11 protein-coding genes are annotated in these 12,212 nt (G+C 70.7%); 2 read left to right on the top strand and 9 right to left on the bottom strand.

Annotated features, from left to right (window positions below):
* The 5 genes from ACI2LY_RS21295 to ACI2LY_RS21275 all read right to left on the bottom strand — a co-directional run bounded on the left by ACI2LY_RS21295 (position 1) and on the right by ACI2LY_RS21275 (position 5,337).
* Positions 1-261, bottom strand: a complete 261-nt coding sequence (locus ACI2LY_RS21295; RefSeq protein ID WP_404708523.1) for a type B 50S ribosomal protein L31 — start codon at positions 259-261, stop codon at positions 1-3.
* A gap of 42 nt (positions 262-303) precedes the next feature.
* On the bottom strand, positions 304-774 hold the full coding sequence (locus ACI2LY_RS21290) for a DUF5709 domain-containing protein (RefSeq protein ID WP_404708522.1): 471 nt from the start codon (positions 772-774) through the stop codon (positions 304-306).
* A gap of 243 nt (positions 775-1,017) precedes the next feature.
* On the bottom strand, positions 1,018-2,799 hold the full coding sequence (locus ACI2LY_RS21285; RefSeq protein ID WP_404708521.1) for an ABC transporter ATP-binding protein: 1,782 nt from the start codon (positions 2,797-2,799) through the stop codon (positions 1,018-1,020).
* Positions 2,796-4,649, bottom strand: a complete 1,854-nt coding sequence (locus ACI2LY_RS21280) for an ABC transporter transmembrane domain-containing protein (protein WP_404708520.1) — start codon at positions 4,647-4,649, stop codon at positions 2,796-2,798. The genes ACI2LY_RS21285 and ACI2LY_RS21280 overlap by 4 nt, the downstream gene beginning before the upstream one ends.
* Positions 4,650-4,890: 241 nt before the next feature.
* A complete protein-coding gene (locus tag ACI2LY_RS21275; RefSeq protein ID WP_393910882.1) occupies positions 4,891-5,337 on the bottom strand; it encodes a MarR family winged helix-turn-helix transcriptional regulator in 447 nt (148 codons plus the stop codon).
* Between the two features lie 142 nt (positions 5,338-5,479).
* Here ACI2LY_RS21275 and ACI2LY_RS21270 point away from each other — a divergent pair, with 142 nt between their 5' ends.
* Positions 5,480-7,255: an ABC transporter ATP-binding protein gene (locus ACI2LY_RS21270; RefSeq protein ID WP_404708519.1), complete on the top strand. Its 1,776-nt coding sequence runs from the start codon at positions 5,480-5,482 to the stop codon at positions 7,253-7,255.
* 82 nt (positions 7,256-7,337) lie between these two features.
* Positions 7,338-8,216, top strand: a complete 879-nt coding sequence (gene mltG, locus ACI2LY_RS21265) for an endolytic transglycosylase MltG (RefSeq protein WP_404708518.1) — start codon at positions 7,338-7,340, stop codon at positions 8,214-8,216.
* A gap of 39 nt (positions 8,217-8,255) precedes the next feature.
* On the opposite strand, the gene ACI2LY_RS21260 is transcribed toward mltG, so the two are convergent.
* From ACI2LY_RS21260 to ACI2LY_RS21245, 4 genes are read right to left on the bottom strand one after another with little or no spacing between them, the layout of a single operon-like run.
* Entirely contained in the window at positions 8,256-9,413 is a 1,158-nt protein-coding gene (locus ACI2LY_RS21260) for an LLM class flavin-dependent oxidoreductase (RefSeq protein WP_404708517.1), read from the bottom strand.
* Between the two features lie 16 nt (positions 9,414-9,429).
* Positions 9,430-10,443, bottom strand: coding sequence for an ABC transporter substrate-binding protein (locus ACI2LY_RS21255; RefSeq protein ID WP_404708772.1), 1,014 nt, complete (start codon positions 10,441-10,443; stop codon positions 9,430-9,432).
* Between the two features lie 51 nt (positions 10,444-10,494).
* Positions 10,495-11,250: an ABC transporter ATP-binding protein gene (locus ACI2LY_RS21250; RefSeq protein WP_404708516.1), complete on the bottom strand. Its 756-nt coding sequence runs from the start codon at positions 11,248-11,250 to the stop codon at positions 10,495-10,497.
* Positions 11,223-12,092, bottom strand: a complete 870-nt coding sequence (locus ACI2LY_RS21245) for an ABC transporter permease (protein WP_404708515.1) — start codon at positions 12,090-12,092, stop codon at positions 11,223-11,225. The genes ACI2LY_RS21250 and ACI2LY_RS21245 overlap by 28 nt, the downstream gene beginning before the upstream one ends.
* Positions 12,093-12,212 lie beyond the last annotated feature (120 nt).

Here is a 12,212-nt window from a genome sequence, read left to right as displayed (position 1 = left end):
TCAGGCGGTCGCGTCCGGGGGCTTCCCTCCGTATCTGCGCTCGTACCGGTCGATGCGCCCCTCGCTGTCGAGAGTGCGGGCCTTGCCGGTGTAGAAGGGGTGGCTCTCGGAGGAGATCTCCACGTCGATCACTGGGTAGGTCTCGCCGTCGTCCCAGTCGATGGTCTGGTCGCTGACCGCGGTGGACCGGGTAAGGAAGGCGAAGCCCGCCGAGCGGTCGCGGAAGACGACGGGACGGTACGCGGGCTGCTTGTCCTGCATGGCGGCTCCTCGCACGAGTCGGTGGGGCGGGAGGCTTCCGGATCAGCCGGGAAGGGAGTCCTCGTCGACGATGTGCATGGCGGCCTCCTCGGCGGAGGCGGCCGCCCCGTCGATGCCGACGTCGGTGGCCACGAGCGCGCTCTCCTCGTCCTCGTGGGTGCCCTCGTCGGGTGCCACCAGGCGGCCAGAACGCCGGAGACCGACCTCGTTGTCGAGCAGTTCACCGTCGGTGCCGTCGCAGTCACCGAGACCGTCGCCGTCGGGGGCGGCCGCGTCGGGCAGCTCCTCGGCGAGCCGCTGGTCCAGCGTCTCCCCGGCCGCGCGTTCCGCCGCCGTCACGCCGTCGTGCTCGACCGCCCACGGCCGCTCGGGAGGGGACCAGCCCCGGTCGAGAGGGTCTTCGACACCGTCGGTGTCCAACGTGTCCTCCACGTCGAGCACACCGGAGTCCTCCTGGATCTCGTCGGTGCCGGGCTGGTAAACGTCGTCACCCCATCCGTCGGCGCTGTTCACGTGAACCTCCATCCGCTGAGCACGACCCGGCGCCGTCATCACCGGCGCGGGCCCATGGGCACATACGGCCCTGCTGTCCCACATGACGGCCGGGAAAACGTCCCCCGGATTCCGGGCCCTGTGCCTTCGTCCAGCCTTCCACCCCGATTCGGGACCGCGCAACGGCAACGCCGCACCGTGGGGGAGAGGCGGCACCGGCCCCCTCGCCTCGCTCCACTCCGGCCGGGCCCGGTCTGCCGCCCCTCATCCGTGCCAGGATCGCCAGAGCGCTGCGTAGGCGCCGTCCGCAGCGACCAGGTCGTCGTGGCTGCCCAGCTCGCTGATGCGGCCGTTCTCCACGACCGCGATCACATCGGCGTCGTGGGCGGTGTGCAGCCGGTGCGCGATGGCGATCACCGTGCGCCCGTCGAGGACGCGGGACAGCGAACGTTCCAGATGGCGTGCCGCGCGTGGATCGAGGAGCGAGGTCGCTTCGTCCAGCACCAGTGTGTGCGGGTCGGCCAGCACCAGCCGCGCCAGTGCGATCTGCTGGGCCTGCGCCGGGGTCAGCGGCAGACCTCCGGAACCGACCTCGGTGTCCAGCCCCGAGTCCAGCGCGCGTGCCCAGGTGTCCGCGTCGACCGCGCCCAGCGCCGCCCACAGCTCGGCGTCCCGCGCCTCGGTGCGGGCCAGAAGGAGGTTGTCGCGCAGGGAGCCGACGAAGACGTGGTGCTCCTGGTTGACGAGGGCGACGTGCGCGCGGACCCGTTCGGCGGCCATCCCGGACAGCTCCGCGCCGCCCAGGGTGACATGGCCGGTCCGCGGCGCGTAGACACCGGCGAGCAGCCTGCCCAGTGTGGACTTGCCCGCGCCGGACGGGCCGACCAGGGCCAGCCGGGTGCCCGGCGCGACCCGAAGGGACACCGCGCGCAGCACGTCGACGCCCTCGCGGTAGCCGAAGTGCACCCCGCCCGCGTCCACGTCCCGCCCGTCCGGTACCAGCGAGGCGTCACCGGCGTCCGGCTCGATGTCCCGGACTCCGACGAGCCTGGCCAGCGACACCTGGGCGACCTGCACCTCGTCGTACCAGCGCAGGATCAGGTTGATCGGGTCGACCAGCATCTGGGCGATCAGCGCGCCCGTGGTCAACTGCCCCACGTCCATCCAGCCCCGCAGGACGAGGACACCGCCGACCATCAGGACGGAGCCCAGCACGATGACATGGACGGCGCTGATCACGGGGAACAGCACCGAGCGCAGCCAGAGCGTGTACCTCTCCCACGCCGTCCACTGTGCGATCCGCTCGTCCGAGAGGGCGATGCGGCGGGCGCCGAGGCGGTGGGCCTCGATGGTGCGCCCGGCGTCCACGGTCTCCGCGAGGGCGGCGGCGACGGCCGCGTACCCGGCGGATTCCGAGCGGTAGCCGGACGGGGCGCGCTTGAAGTACCAGCGGCACCCGGCCACCAGCACCGGCACCGCGAGCAGGATGGCGGCAGCGAGTGGCGGGGCCGTCACGACGAGTCCGCCGAGCAGCAGAAGCGCCCACACGACACCGATCGCCAACTCGGGAACGGCCTCCCGCATGGCGTTGGACAGACGGTCGATGTCGGTGGTGATGCGGGAGAGCAGGTCGCCCGTGCCGGCCCGCTCCAGTACGCCCGGCGGCAGCCGCACCGAGCGGATCAAGAAGTCCTCGCGCAGGTCGGCCAGCATCCGCTCGCCGAGCATCGCGCCCCGAAGCCGCACCTGCAGCGTGAAGAGCGCCTGGACGACCAGTGCGAGCAGGAAGAGCCCGATCGTCAGCCCCAGATGGGGGTTGGAGGCTCGGGTGGCAACGCGTTCGACCAGACCTCCGAGCAGGTAGGGCCCCACCATGGAGGCGATCACCGCGATCGTGTTGACGGCGATGAGCAGCAGAAAGGCCCGTCGATGACGGCGGAAGAGTTCCGCCACGTAATCGCGCACGGTCGCGGCCGCGCCGATGGGCAGGGTCGTGGCGGTGGTCGGGGCCGCCGGATCGTAGGCCGGTGGCGCTACGCCGATCATGCGCTCTCCTCGATCTCTTCGAGCGGTTCGAGAGCGCCCAGGAGAGCGGCTCCGTCGGTGGTGGCTGACTCTTCCCGTTCGGAGGGCAGCCCGGTGGCGTCTTCGGTTTTGCGCTGCTCGTCCTCGGTTTCCCGTGTGACGACGGCGCGGTACCGGGGCTCGGAGCCGATCAGCTCGCGGTGGGTGCCCGTCGCCGCGACCTCGCCCTCATGGAGGAAGACGACTCCGTCCGCGCGGTCCAGCAGCAGCGGGGAGGAGGTGAGCATCACGGTCGTACGGCCCGAGCGCAGTCGCCGCAGCCCGTCCGCGATCCTCGCCTCGGTGTGCGAGTCCACGGCGGAGGTCGGTTCGTCCAGTACCAGGACCTCCGGGTCCGCGACGAGGGAACGGGCCAGGGCGAGACGCTGCCGCTGGCCGCCGGACAGGGAGCGTCCGCGTTCGGTGATCCGCGCGTCCATCGGGTCGGAGGCGTCCAGCGACCCCTGCACCAGGGCGTCCAGTACGTCCGCGCACTGGGCGGCCGAGAGCGCGTCCTCGGCACGGACGGTGCCGGAGGCGGGTACGTCGAGCAGTTCGCGCAGGGTTCCGGACAGCAGCACCGGGTCCTTGTCCTGGACCAGGACGACGGTGCGGGCGTGCTCGAGGGGAAGCTCGTCCAGTGGCACTCCGCCGAGCAGTACCGACACGGCGGGCTCGGCGGGATGGCCGCCCAGACGATCGGCGAGGCGACCCGCCATGTCCGGGTCGCCGCACACCACGGCGGTGAAGGCGTGTGCCGGGGCGAGCAGGCCGGTGGCCGGGTCGAACAGGTCGCCGTCCGGCACCTGGCTCGCGCGCGAGCCGTCGGTGTCCGTGGGGCGTCCCAACGACAGGACCCGCGCGGCCCGTTGCGCGGAGGGCCGGGAGAAGGAGTACGCCATGGCGATCTCGACGAAGTGCCGCAGCGGATAGTTGACGATCATGATCGCGCTGTAGACGGTGACGAGTTCACCGACCGTGATCCGCCCCTCGCGGGCCAGCTGGACGCCGCGCAGGACGACCACGATCAGCAGCAGACCCGGCAGCAGCACCTGAAGCGCAGAGATGACCGACCACATCCGGGCGCTGCGCACCGCGGCGTGCCGCACCTCCTGCGAGGCACGGCGGTAGCGGTCCAGGAACAGTTCCTCGCCGCCGATGCCCCGCAGCACCCGCAGTCCGGCCACGGTGTCCGAGGCGAGATCGGTCGCGCGGCCGGCCTTCTCGCGCTGAACGTCGGCTCGGGTGGTGGCCCGGGGCAGCAGGGGCAGTACCGCGAGCGCGACCACCGGCAGGCCCGCGGCGACGATCACGCCGAGTGCGGGCTGGTAGACGACCAGCACGACACACACCACGACGACGGTCATCGCGGCCGCGGTGAAGCGGGACACCGCCTCGACGAACCACCCGATCTTCTCGACGTCGCCCGTCGAGACGGTCACGACCTCTCCCGCGGCTACCCGCCGGGTCAGCGCGGAGCCCAGGTGCGCTGCCTTGCGGGCCAGGAGTTGCTGGAGCCGGGCGGCGGCCGTGATCCAGTTGGTGACCGCCGCGCGGTGCAGGAAGGTGTCGCCCACCGCGATGCCCGTGCCGCACAGCAGCATCAGACCGCCGGTCAGGGCCAGCCGGGTGGCGGAGCGGTCGACGGCCGCCTGGACGGCGACGCCCACGCAGAAGGGGAGGGCGCAGACGGAGACGAAGTGCAGCACGCCCCACAGCAGTGCCTTGCACTGCCCGTCCAGCTGGTTGCGGCCGAGCCACCACAGCAGGCGGGGGCCGGAACGCGCATCCGGTACGCCGGGATCTGAGTACGGAAGGTCTTGGATCTGCATGGCGTCCCAGTGGCTCGTGTCAGGGAGGGGCAGGCTGCTGCGACACCCGGAGGTGGCGGCAAGCCGTGAAAGGTTCGCCTTGCGTGGAGGTGAATTTCAAACGGTTTTTCCCGTGTCGCCCGACCCGTCACCAGGTTCCGGCCACGCCCCTCGGCCCGACTACGCGCAGATCAAGGGCGCGCGGGCGAGGGAAGCGAGGGCGCGAGGAAAGCGGGGGACGGAGGGAGGCCGAGCGGGGCGTTCACCGCTTCGTGGTGTCGCCGTCCACCAGGGTGTCCAGCAGGACGCCGAGCACCTGCCGCTCCTTCTCGGTCAGCGGAGCGAGGATCTCCTCGGCGGCGGAGCGGCGCGCTCCGCGCAGTTCGCCCAGAGTGGCGCGGCCCTCGTCCGTCAGCTCGATCCGGGTGACCCTGCGATTGGTCGGGTCGGGGACCCGGCGGACCTTGCCGTGTGCCTCGAGACCGTCGACCAGTGTCGTCACCGCACGGGGCACCACCTCCAGGCGCTCGGCGAGGTCGGCCATGCGCGGGGGAGAGTCGTAGTGCGCGAGGGTGCGCAGCAGGCGGGACTGGGCGGGAGTGACCCCCAGATCACGCCATTCGAGATGGCGCTTCTGGATGCGGTGCACCCGGCGGGTCAGCCGCAGCAACTGCTCGGCGAGCACACCCTCGGGATCTGGGGTCGTCATGCGGGAACAATATCAGGACCACATTCATTGTGAGTATAGGTAACAGTGAGCTATGATCAATGAGTCAGAGTCGGCCGCCCGTCGGTCCGGCCCTTCTCGCCTTCCTAGGAGTCCTTTGAGCCTCGAACGAGAAACGTCCTGGATGCCGCCCCCTGATGCCGGGGAGCAGCCCCGACAGGTGCGCCGCATCCTCAAACTCTTCCGTCCCTACCGCGGTCGGCTCGCCGTCGTCGGCCTGCTGGTCGGCGCCTCCTCGCTGGTCTCGGTGGCCACACCCTTCCTGCTGCGGGAGATCCTCGACGTCGCCATCCCGCAGGGCCGCACCGGACTGCTGAGCCTGCTCGCGCTCGGCATGATCCTCAGCGCGGTCCTCTCCAGCGTCTTCGGCGTCCTCCAGACGCTGATCTCGACCACCGTCGGCCAGCGCGTCATGCACGACCTGCGCACCGCCGTCTACGGCCGACTCCAGCGGATGTCCCTCGCCTTCTTCACCCGCACCCGCACCGGCGAGGTGCAGTCCCGCATCGCCAACGACATCGGCGGGATGCAGGCCACCGTCACCTCCACCGCCACCTCCCTGGTCTCCAACACCACCAGCGTGGTCGCCACGATCGTGGCGATGGTCGCCCTCGACTGGCGGCTCACGATCGTCTCGCTGCTCCTGCTCCCGGTGTTCGTCTGGATCAGTCGCCGCGTCGGCGACGAGCGCAAGAGAATCACCACCCGGCGGCAGAAACAGATGGCCGTGATGGCCGCCACCGTCACCGAGTCGCTGTCCGTCAGCGGCATCCTGCTCGGCCGCACCATGGGCCGCTCCGACTCGCTGACCGCGGGCTTCGCCGAGGAGTCCGAGCGCCTGGTCGACCTGGAGGTCCGGGCGAGCATGGCGGGACGCTGGCGCATGGCGGTGATCACGATCGTCATGGCGGCGATGCCCGCGTTCATCTACTGGGCCGCGGGACTGGCCCTGCAGTTCGGCGGTCCCGAAGTCTCGCTGGGCACGCTCGTCGCCTTCGTCTCGCTCCAGCAGGGTCTGTTCCGGCCCGCCGTGAGCCTGCTGTCCACCGGCGTCCAGATCCAGGCGTCCCTCGCGCTCTTCCAGCGCATCTTCGAGTACCTCGACCTGCCCATCGACATCACCGAACGCGTGGACCCCGTCCACCTCGACGACATCAAGGGCGAGGTCCGCTTTGAAGGGGTCGAGTTCCGGTACGACGAGAAGAGCGGCCCGGTCCTCGACGGCATCGACCTCACGGTGCCCGCCGGAGGCAGCCTCGCCGTCGTGGGTCCGACCGGCGCCGGAAAATCGACGTTCGGCTGCCTGGTGCCCCGGCTGTACGACGTCACCGGCGGCCGCGTCACCGTCGACGGGGTGGACGTCCGCGACCTCGACTTCGACACCGTCGCCCGGGCGGTCGGCGTCGTCGCGCAGGAGACCTACCTCTTCCACGCCTCCGTCGCCGACAATCTCCGCTTCGCCAAGCCCGACGCCACCGACGACGAGCTGCACACGGCGGCCCGCGCCGCCCAGATCCACGACCACATCACCGCGCTGCCGGACGGATACGACACGATCGTCGGTGAACGCGGACACCGGTTCTCCGGTGGGGAGAAGCAGCGCCTGGCGATCGCCCGCACCATCCTGCGCGACCCGCCCGTCCTTATCCTCGACGAGGCGACCAGCGCCCTGGACACCCGTACCGAGGCGGCGGTCCAGGAGGCGATCGACGCGTTGTCGGCCGACCGGACGACCATCACCATCGCCCACCGGCTCTCGACCGTCCGGGACGCCGACCAGATAGCCGTCCTCGATTCCGGCCGGGTGGCCGAACTGGGCACGCACGACGAACTGCTGGCGCGCGACGGGCGCTACGCGGCACTGGTGCGCAGGGACGCCCAGCTCGAACCCACCGGCTGACGAGTCGTCATGATGGGTGATCAGGAGCCGACAAGCTGAAGATATGTCGGTTCTACGGTCATATGCGTATTACCGTGCCCGCATGCAGACGAAGACTCCGTCACGGAGCATGACGCGACTGACGCGCCGGGGCAGACTCGCCCTCACCGGGGTCGGCGCCGTCCTGGTCGGCACCGCCGTGGTGGTGCCGCTGAGCCTGGGGGGATTCGGGGACGACGAGCCCACCACCCTCGTGATCCCGGAGGGCTGGCGCGCGAGCCAGATCTACGACGCGATCGACAAGGCGCTCGCACTGCCGCCCGGCAGCGCCCGCAAAACCGTAGCCAAGGCGGGCCTCAAGCTGGAGTCCGCCGCCGAGGGAAACCCGGAGGGCTACCTCTTCCCGGCGACCTACACCCTCACCGACGACACCACCGTCGAATCGCTGCTCCGGAAGATGGTCGAGACGGCCAACCGACGGTTCAACGGCGCACCGGTCGCGGCCGGAGCGCAGCGGAACGCGATGAACGTCTACGAGGCCGTCACCGTCGCGAGCGTCGTGCAGGCAGAGGCGGCCACCAAGAGCGACATGGGGAAGGTGGCCCGCGTCGTCTTCAACCGGCTGGAGCGCGGAATGCCGCTCCAGATGGACTCCACCCTCAACTACGCCCTGAAGCGCAACACCATCCACACCAGCATCGACGACACCCGGATCGAGAGCCCGTACAACTCCTACCAGCGCATGGGGCTGCCGCCCACGCCGATCGACAACCCCGGTGAGGACGCGATGCGGGCGGTGACCAACCCGCCGAAGGGGGACTGGCTGTACTTCGTCACCGTCAAGCCCGGCGACACCCGCTTCACCGCCGACTACACCCGGCATCTGCGGAACGTGGCCGACTTCAACGCCCAGCAGAAGGCCGACGCCAGGTCGGGCACACCGTCGGGCAGCGCGAGCCCGGTCACGCGGCCGCCCCGGTGAGGGGCCGGGACGGCCGGTGGTGAGCGGTGCTCGGAGGGCTCAGCGGCCGCCGGCGGCCAGCAGTGGGGCCCCGCGTCCGGTGGTCCGCGATGCCGTGTCGGCGGACAGCAGGCCGCGGGCGGCCAGTTCGGGGATCACGCCCTCACCGAACCAGTACGCCTCCTCCAGGTGCGGATATCCGGACAGCACGAAGTGTTCGACGCCGAGGGCGTGGTACTCCTCGATCCGGTCGGCGACCTCCGCGTGGCTGCCGACCAGCGCGGTGCCCGCGCCGCCCCGGACCAGGCCGACACCCGCCCAGAGATTGGGGTAGATCTCCAGCTGGTCGCGGGAGCCGCCGTGCAGTTCCAGCATCCGCCGCTGTCCTACCGACTCGCTGCGTCCCAGGGCTGCCTGGGCGGCGGCGATGGTGTCGGCGTCCAGGTCGTCGAGCAGCCGGTTCGCCGTCGACCAGGCGTCGGCGGACGAGTCGCGGGAGATGGTGTGCAGCCGGATGCCGAAGCGGACCGTGCGCCCCTCCCGCTCGGCCAGCGAGCGAATCCAGTCGATCTTCGCCTTCACCTGGGCCGGTGGCTCGCCCCAGGTGAGGTACACGTCGGCGTGGCGCGCGGCCACCGGTCCAGCCGCCTGGGAGGAGCCGCCGAAGAACACTTCCGGCACCGGGTCCGGAGGGAGGGAGGTGAGACCACCTTCCACCTCGTAGTGGGCGCCGTGGAAGTCGTACGGCTCGCCCCGCCAAACGCCGCGTACGACGGACAGGAATTCGTCGGTGCGTTCGTAGCGCCGGTCGTGGTCGAGGTGGTCGCCGAAGCGGCGTTGCTCCGACGAGTCGCCTCCGGTGACGACGTTGAGCAGGAGTCGTCCGCGGGTGAGGCGCTGGTAGGTCGCGGCCATCTGGGCGGCCAGGGTGGGGGAGAGCAGGCCGGGGCGGAAGGCCACCAGGAACTTCAGGCGTTCGGTGTGCTGGGCGAGGGCCACCGTGGTCAGCCAGGCGTCCTCGCACCAGGTGCCGGTCGGGGTCAGCACCGCCTCGAAGCCCAGCTGCTCGGCCGCCTTGGCTATCTGCGTCAGGTACTCGATGTCGGGGGTGCGCAGGCCGCGGGTCTCGCGGCCGATGTTGGAGCCGTAGGCGTGCCGGTCGACCAGGGTGCGGCCGTCGCCGCCGGTGGGCAGGAACCAGTGGAGTCGTACGGTCATGTCGGGTCCTCCCGTGTCAGTGCTTGGCCGGAGTGGTCGAGGGCGGCAGGTCGCCGTTGAAGCGCGGGTCCACGAAGTCGCCGAAGTCGACCTTCTTCGGGATCAGGTTCAGCTCGGTGAAGGTGTCGGCGATCCGCTGCTCGGAGGCGATGAGAGGCTTGTCCACGGCGACGGCGACACGAGTGGCGTTGGTACGGCGTACGGAGGCGAGCGCCACCTTGTACGGCAGCCCCGTGTCCTTGGCCCACACCTTGGCCCACTCCTCCTGATGCCCGTGCACCCAGTCCTGCGCGCGCCGCAGCCTGGCCAGGTAGTCCTTGACGGCGGCGGCCTTCTTCGCGTCGCGCAGCGCTCCGGGCGACGCGACCTGGAAGGTGAGCCCGTTGGTGACACCGTCGCCGGTGGTGAGGACCCGGCCCTGCTTGTTCTGGAGGATCTGCGAGGTGTACGGGTCCCAGACCGCCCAGGCGTCGACCTTGCCGGAGTTGAACGCGGCGAGCGCGTCGGCCGGCTGGAGGTACTTGACCTTGATGTCCTTCAGGTGGAGCCCGGCCGCTTCGAGGGAGGCGACCAGTTGGTAGTGGGCGGAGGAGCCCTGGGCGACGGCCACGGACCTGCCCTTTAGCTGCTTCGGACCGGTCAGCTCGGAGCCGTTCCGGACGAGGATGGCGTCGGCCTGGGACGTGCCGTGCCAGGCGGCCACCACCGCGATCTTGGAGCCAGCGCCCGCCGCGAAGACGGGCGGGGTGTTGCCGACGCCGCCGATGTCCACGGCCCCGGCGTTGACCGCCTCCAGCAGGGGCGGGCCCGAGCTGAAGGTCGACCACTTGATCCGGTAGTCCAGGTTCTTCAGCTCCCCGGCGGCCCGCAGGATGGCCTCGGAGCCACCCTTCTGGTCGCCGACGGAGAGCGTGACGGAGCCCGAGCCGTCGATCCGCGCGCCCGTGTCGGCTGCGGAGTCCCCACCGCAGGAAGTGAGGAGAAGGGCCAAGGGAAGGAGCAGCACGGCAGGGGCCAGGAGTCGTCGCATGAAGGTTCCGTTCATGGTGCGAGGGTCATGACGCGAGTGGATGGGGGAGGTTCAGGCCGCTTCCGCCGTCGGCGTGACACCGAGGCGTGCCAGCAGATCGGCGCGGATCGCGGCGAAGCGGGGGTCGGTCAGGTCGCGGGGCCGGTCGAGTGCGACACGCTGCTCGTGGGCGATGCGGCCGCCGTCCATCACCAGGACGCGGTCGGCGAGCAGTACGGCCTCCTCCACGTCGTGCGTGACCAGCAGCACCGCGCAGCCCCGGCGCTGCCACAACTCACCCACCAAGCGTTGGGCGTTGATACGGGTGAGCGCGTCCAGGGCGCCGAAAGGCTCGTCGAGCAGCAGGAGATCGGGTTCGCGGACCAGGGCACGGGCGAGCGAGACGCGCTGGGCCTCCCCGCCGGACAGGGTCTTCGGCCACGCATTCACCCGATGGCCGAGCCCCACCTCCTCCAACGCCTGCTCCGCCAGCGCGCGTTCGGGATTGCCCTGCAGGCCCAGCAGGACGTTGCGCCACACCCTCTTCCACGGCATGAGCCGGGGCGCCTGGAACGCGACCGAGCGGCGGCGGGGGACCAGTACGGTGCCGTCGATGTCGCGGTCGAGTCCGGCGAGGACCCGGAGCAGTGTGGACTTGCCGCAACCGCTGCGGCCGAGCAGGGCGACGAACTCGCCCGGCGCGAGGTCGAGTTCGAGGTCGTCGATGACGGCTCGGCCGTCGAAGGCGCGGGTCAGCCCCTCGACATGGACGGCCTGGGCGACCTCGGTGGTCGCGGGGCTCACCGGCCCGTGAACGTCGGTCGCCATCGCAGCAAGAGCCTTTCGAGGGAGCGGACGATGAAATCGGCGAGGAGGCCGAGGAAGGCGTAGACGATCAGGCAGACCACGATCACGTCGGTCCGCAGGAAGTCGCGTGCCTGCACCATCAGGAAGCCGATGCCGGAGTCGGCGTTGACCTGTTCGGCGAAGATCAGGGCGAGCCAGGCGATGCCGAGGGAGTAGCGCAGGCCGGTGAGCGCGCCGGGAAGGGCGCCCGGCAGCACCACATGGCGGACGAGACCCCAGCGGGAGAGCCCCAATGACTCACCGGCCTCGATGAGTTGGGAGTCGACGCCGCGAATGCCCGCGTAGACGTTGAGATACAGCGGGAAGGTCACGCCCAGGGTGATGATGGCGATCTTGGGGGCCTCCCCGATGCCGAACCAGATGATGAAGAGCGGGATGAGACCCACGAAGGGCACCGTCCGCAACATCTGCACCGGGGCGTCGACCACGTCCTCGCCGATGCGGAACAGCCCTGAGACCAGGGCGAGTCCGGTGCCGATCACCGTGCCGAGGACCAGCCCGGCGGCGACGCGCTGCAGCGAGATGGCCATGGCCGACGGCAGCGAACCATCCGCCGTCAGATCACCGGCGACCTGCGCGATGCGTCCCGGTGAGGCCAGTACATCGGGCGCCAATACGCCGGTCACGCTGAGGAGTTGCCACAGGGCGAGGAGGGCGAGCGGGCCGGTGGTACGGCGTAGCCAGCGGGGGAGCCGGGTGCGCCGGGAGGAGGCGGGGACGAGGCGTTGCAGAGTGGGAGAAGCGGGGAGTTTGGTCATGTCCGGGACGTCGGACGGATGGGGTGGGGCATGGCTGATGCTCATGGGTGCTCCACACGGTGGAGAGCGCTGAAGAGGGTGCGCCCATGACCGCCACGGCGCCCTCGGCTCAGCGGAGGGTCACGTGTGGCGGACGGGGAACGCGAGGCAGCCCGAAGGAAGGGC

Source organism: Streptomyces sp. NPDC002176 (genome assembly GCF_044903645.1).
Classification (GTDB): Bacteria; Actinomycetota; Actinomycetes; order Streptomycetales; family Streptomycetaceae; genus Streptomyces.
Note: the sequence above shows the minus strand (reverse complement) of the source record. Positions and strands in the feature narration are given on the sequence as shown.

What these genes read in the sequence shown, in the direction of transcription:
- ACI2LY_RS21260 (WP_404708517.1), bottom strand. Translation starts at nt 9,413, where the DNA reads ATGACCGTACGACTCCACTGGTTCCTGCCCACCGGCGGCGACGGCCGC.
- ACI2LY_RS21270 (WP_404708519.1), top strand. Translation starts at nt 5,480, where the DNA reads ATGCCGCCCCCTGATGCCGGGGAGCAGCCCCGACAGGTGCGCCGCATC.
- ACI2LY_RS21285 (WP_404708521.1), bottom strand. Translation starts at nt 2,799, where the DNA reads ATGATCGGCGTAGCGCCACCGGCCTACGATCCGGCGGCCCCGACCACC.
- ACI2LY_RS21295 (WP_404708523.1), bottom strand. Translation starts at nt 261, where the DNA reads ATGCAGGACAAGCAGCCCGCGTACCGTCCCGTCGTCTTCCGCGACCGC.
- ACI2LY_RS21275 (WP_393910882.1), bottom strand. Translation starts at nt 5,337, where the DNA reads ATGACGACCCCAGATCCCGAGGGTGTGCTCGCCGAGCAGTTGCTGCGG.
- ACI2LY_RS21250 (WP_404708516.1), bottom strand. Translation starts at nt 11,250, where the DNA reads ATGGCGACCGACGTTCACGGGCCGGTGAGCCCCGCGACCACCGAGGTC.
- mltG (WP_404708518.1), top strand. Translation starts at nt 7,338, where the DNA reads ATGCAGACGAAGACTCCGTCACGGAGCATGACGCGACTGACGCGCCGG.
- ACI2LY_RS21280 (WP_404708520.1), bottom strand. Translation starts at nt 4,649, where the DNA reads ATGCAGATCCAAGACCTTCCGTACTCAGATCCCGGCGTACCGGATGCG.
- ACI2LY_RS21255 (WP_404708772.1), bottom strand. Translation starts at nt 10,443, where the DNA reads ATGCGACGACTCCTGGCCCCTGCCGTGCTGCTCCTTCCCTTGGCCCTT.
- ACI2LY_RS21245 (WP_404708515.1), bottom strand. Translation starts at nt 12,092, where the DNA reads ATGAGCATCAGCCATGCCCCACCCCATCCGTCCGACGTCCCGGACATG.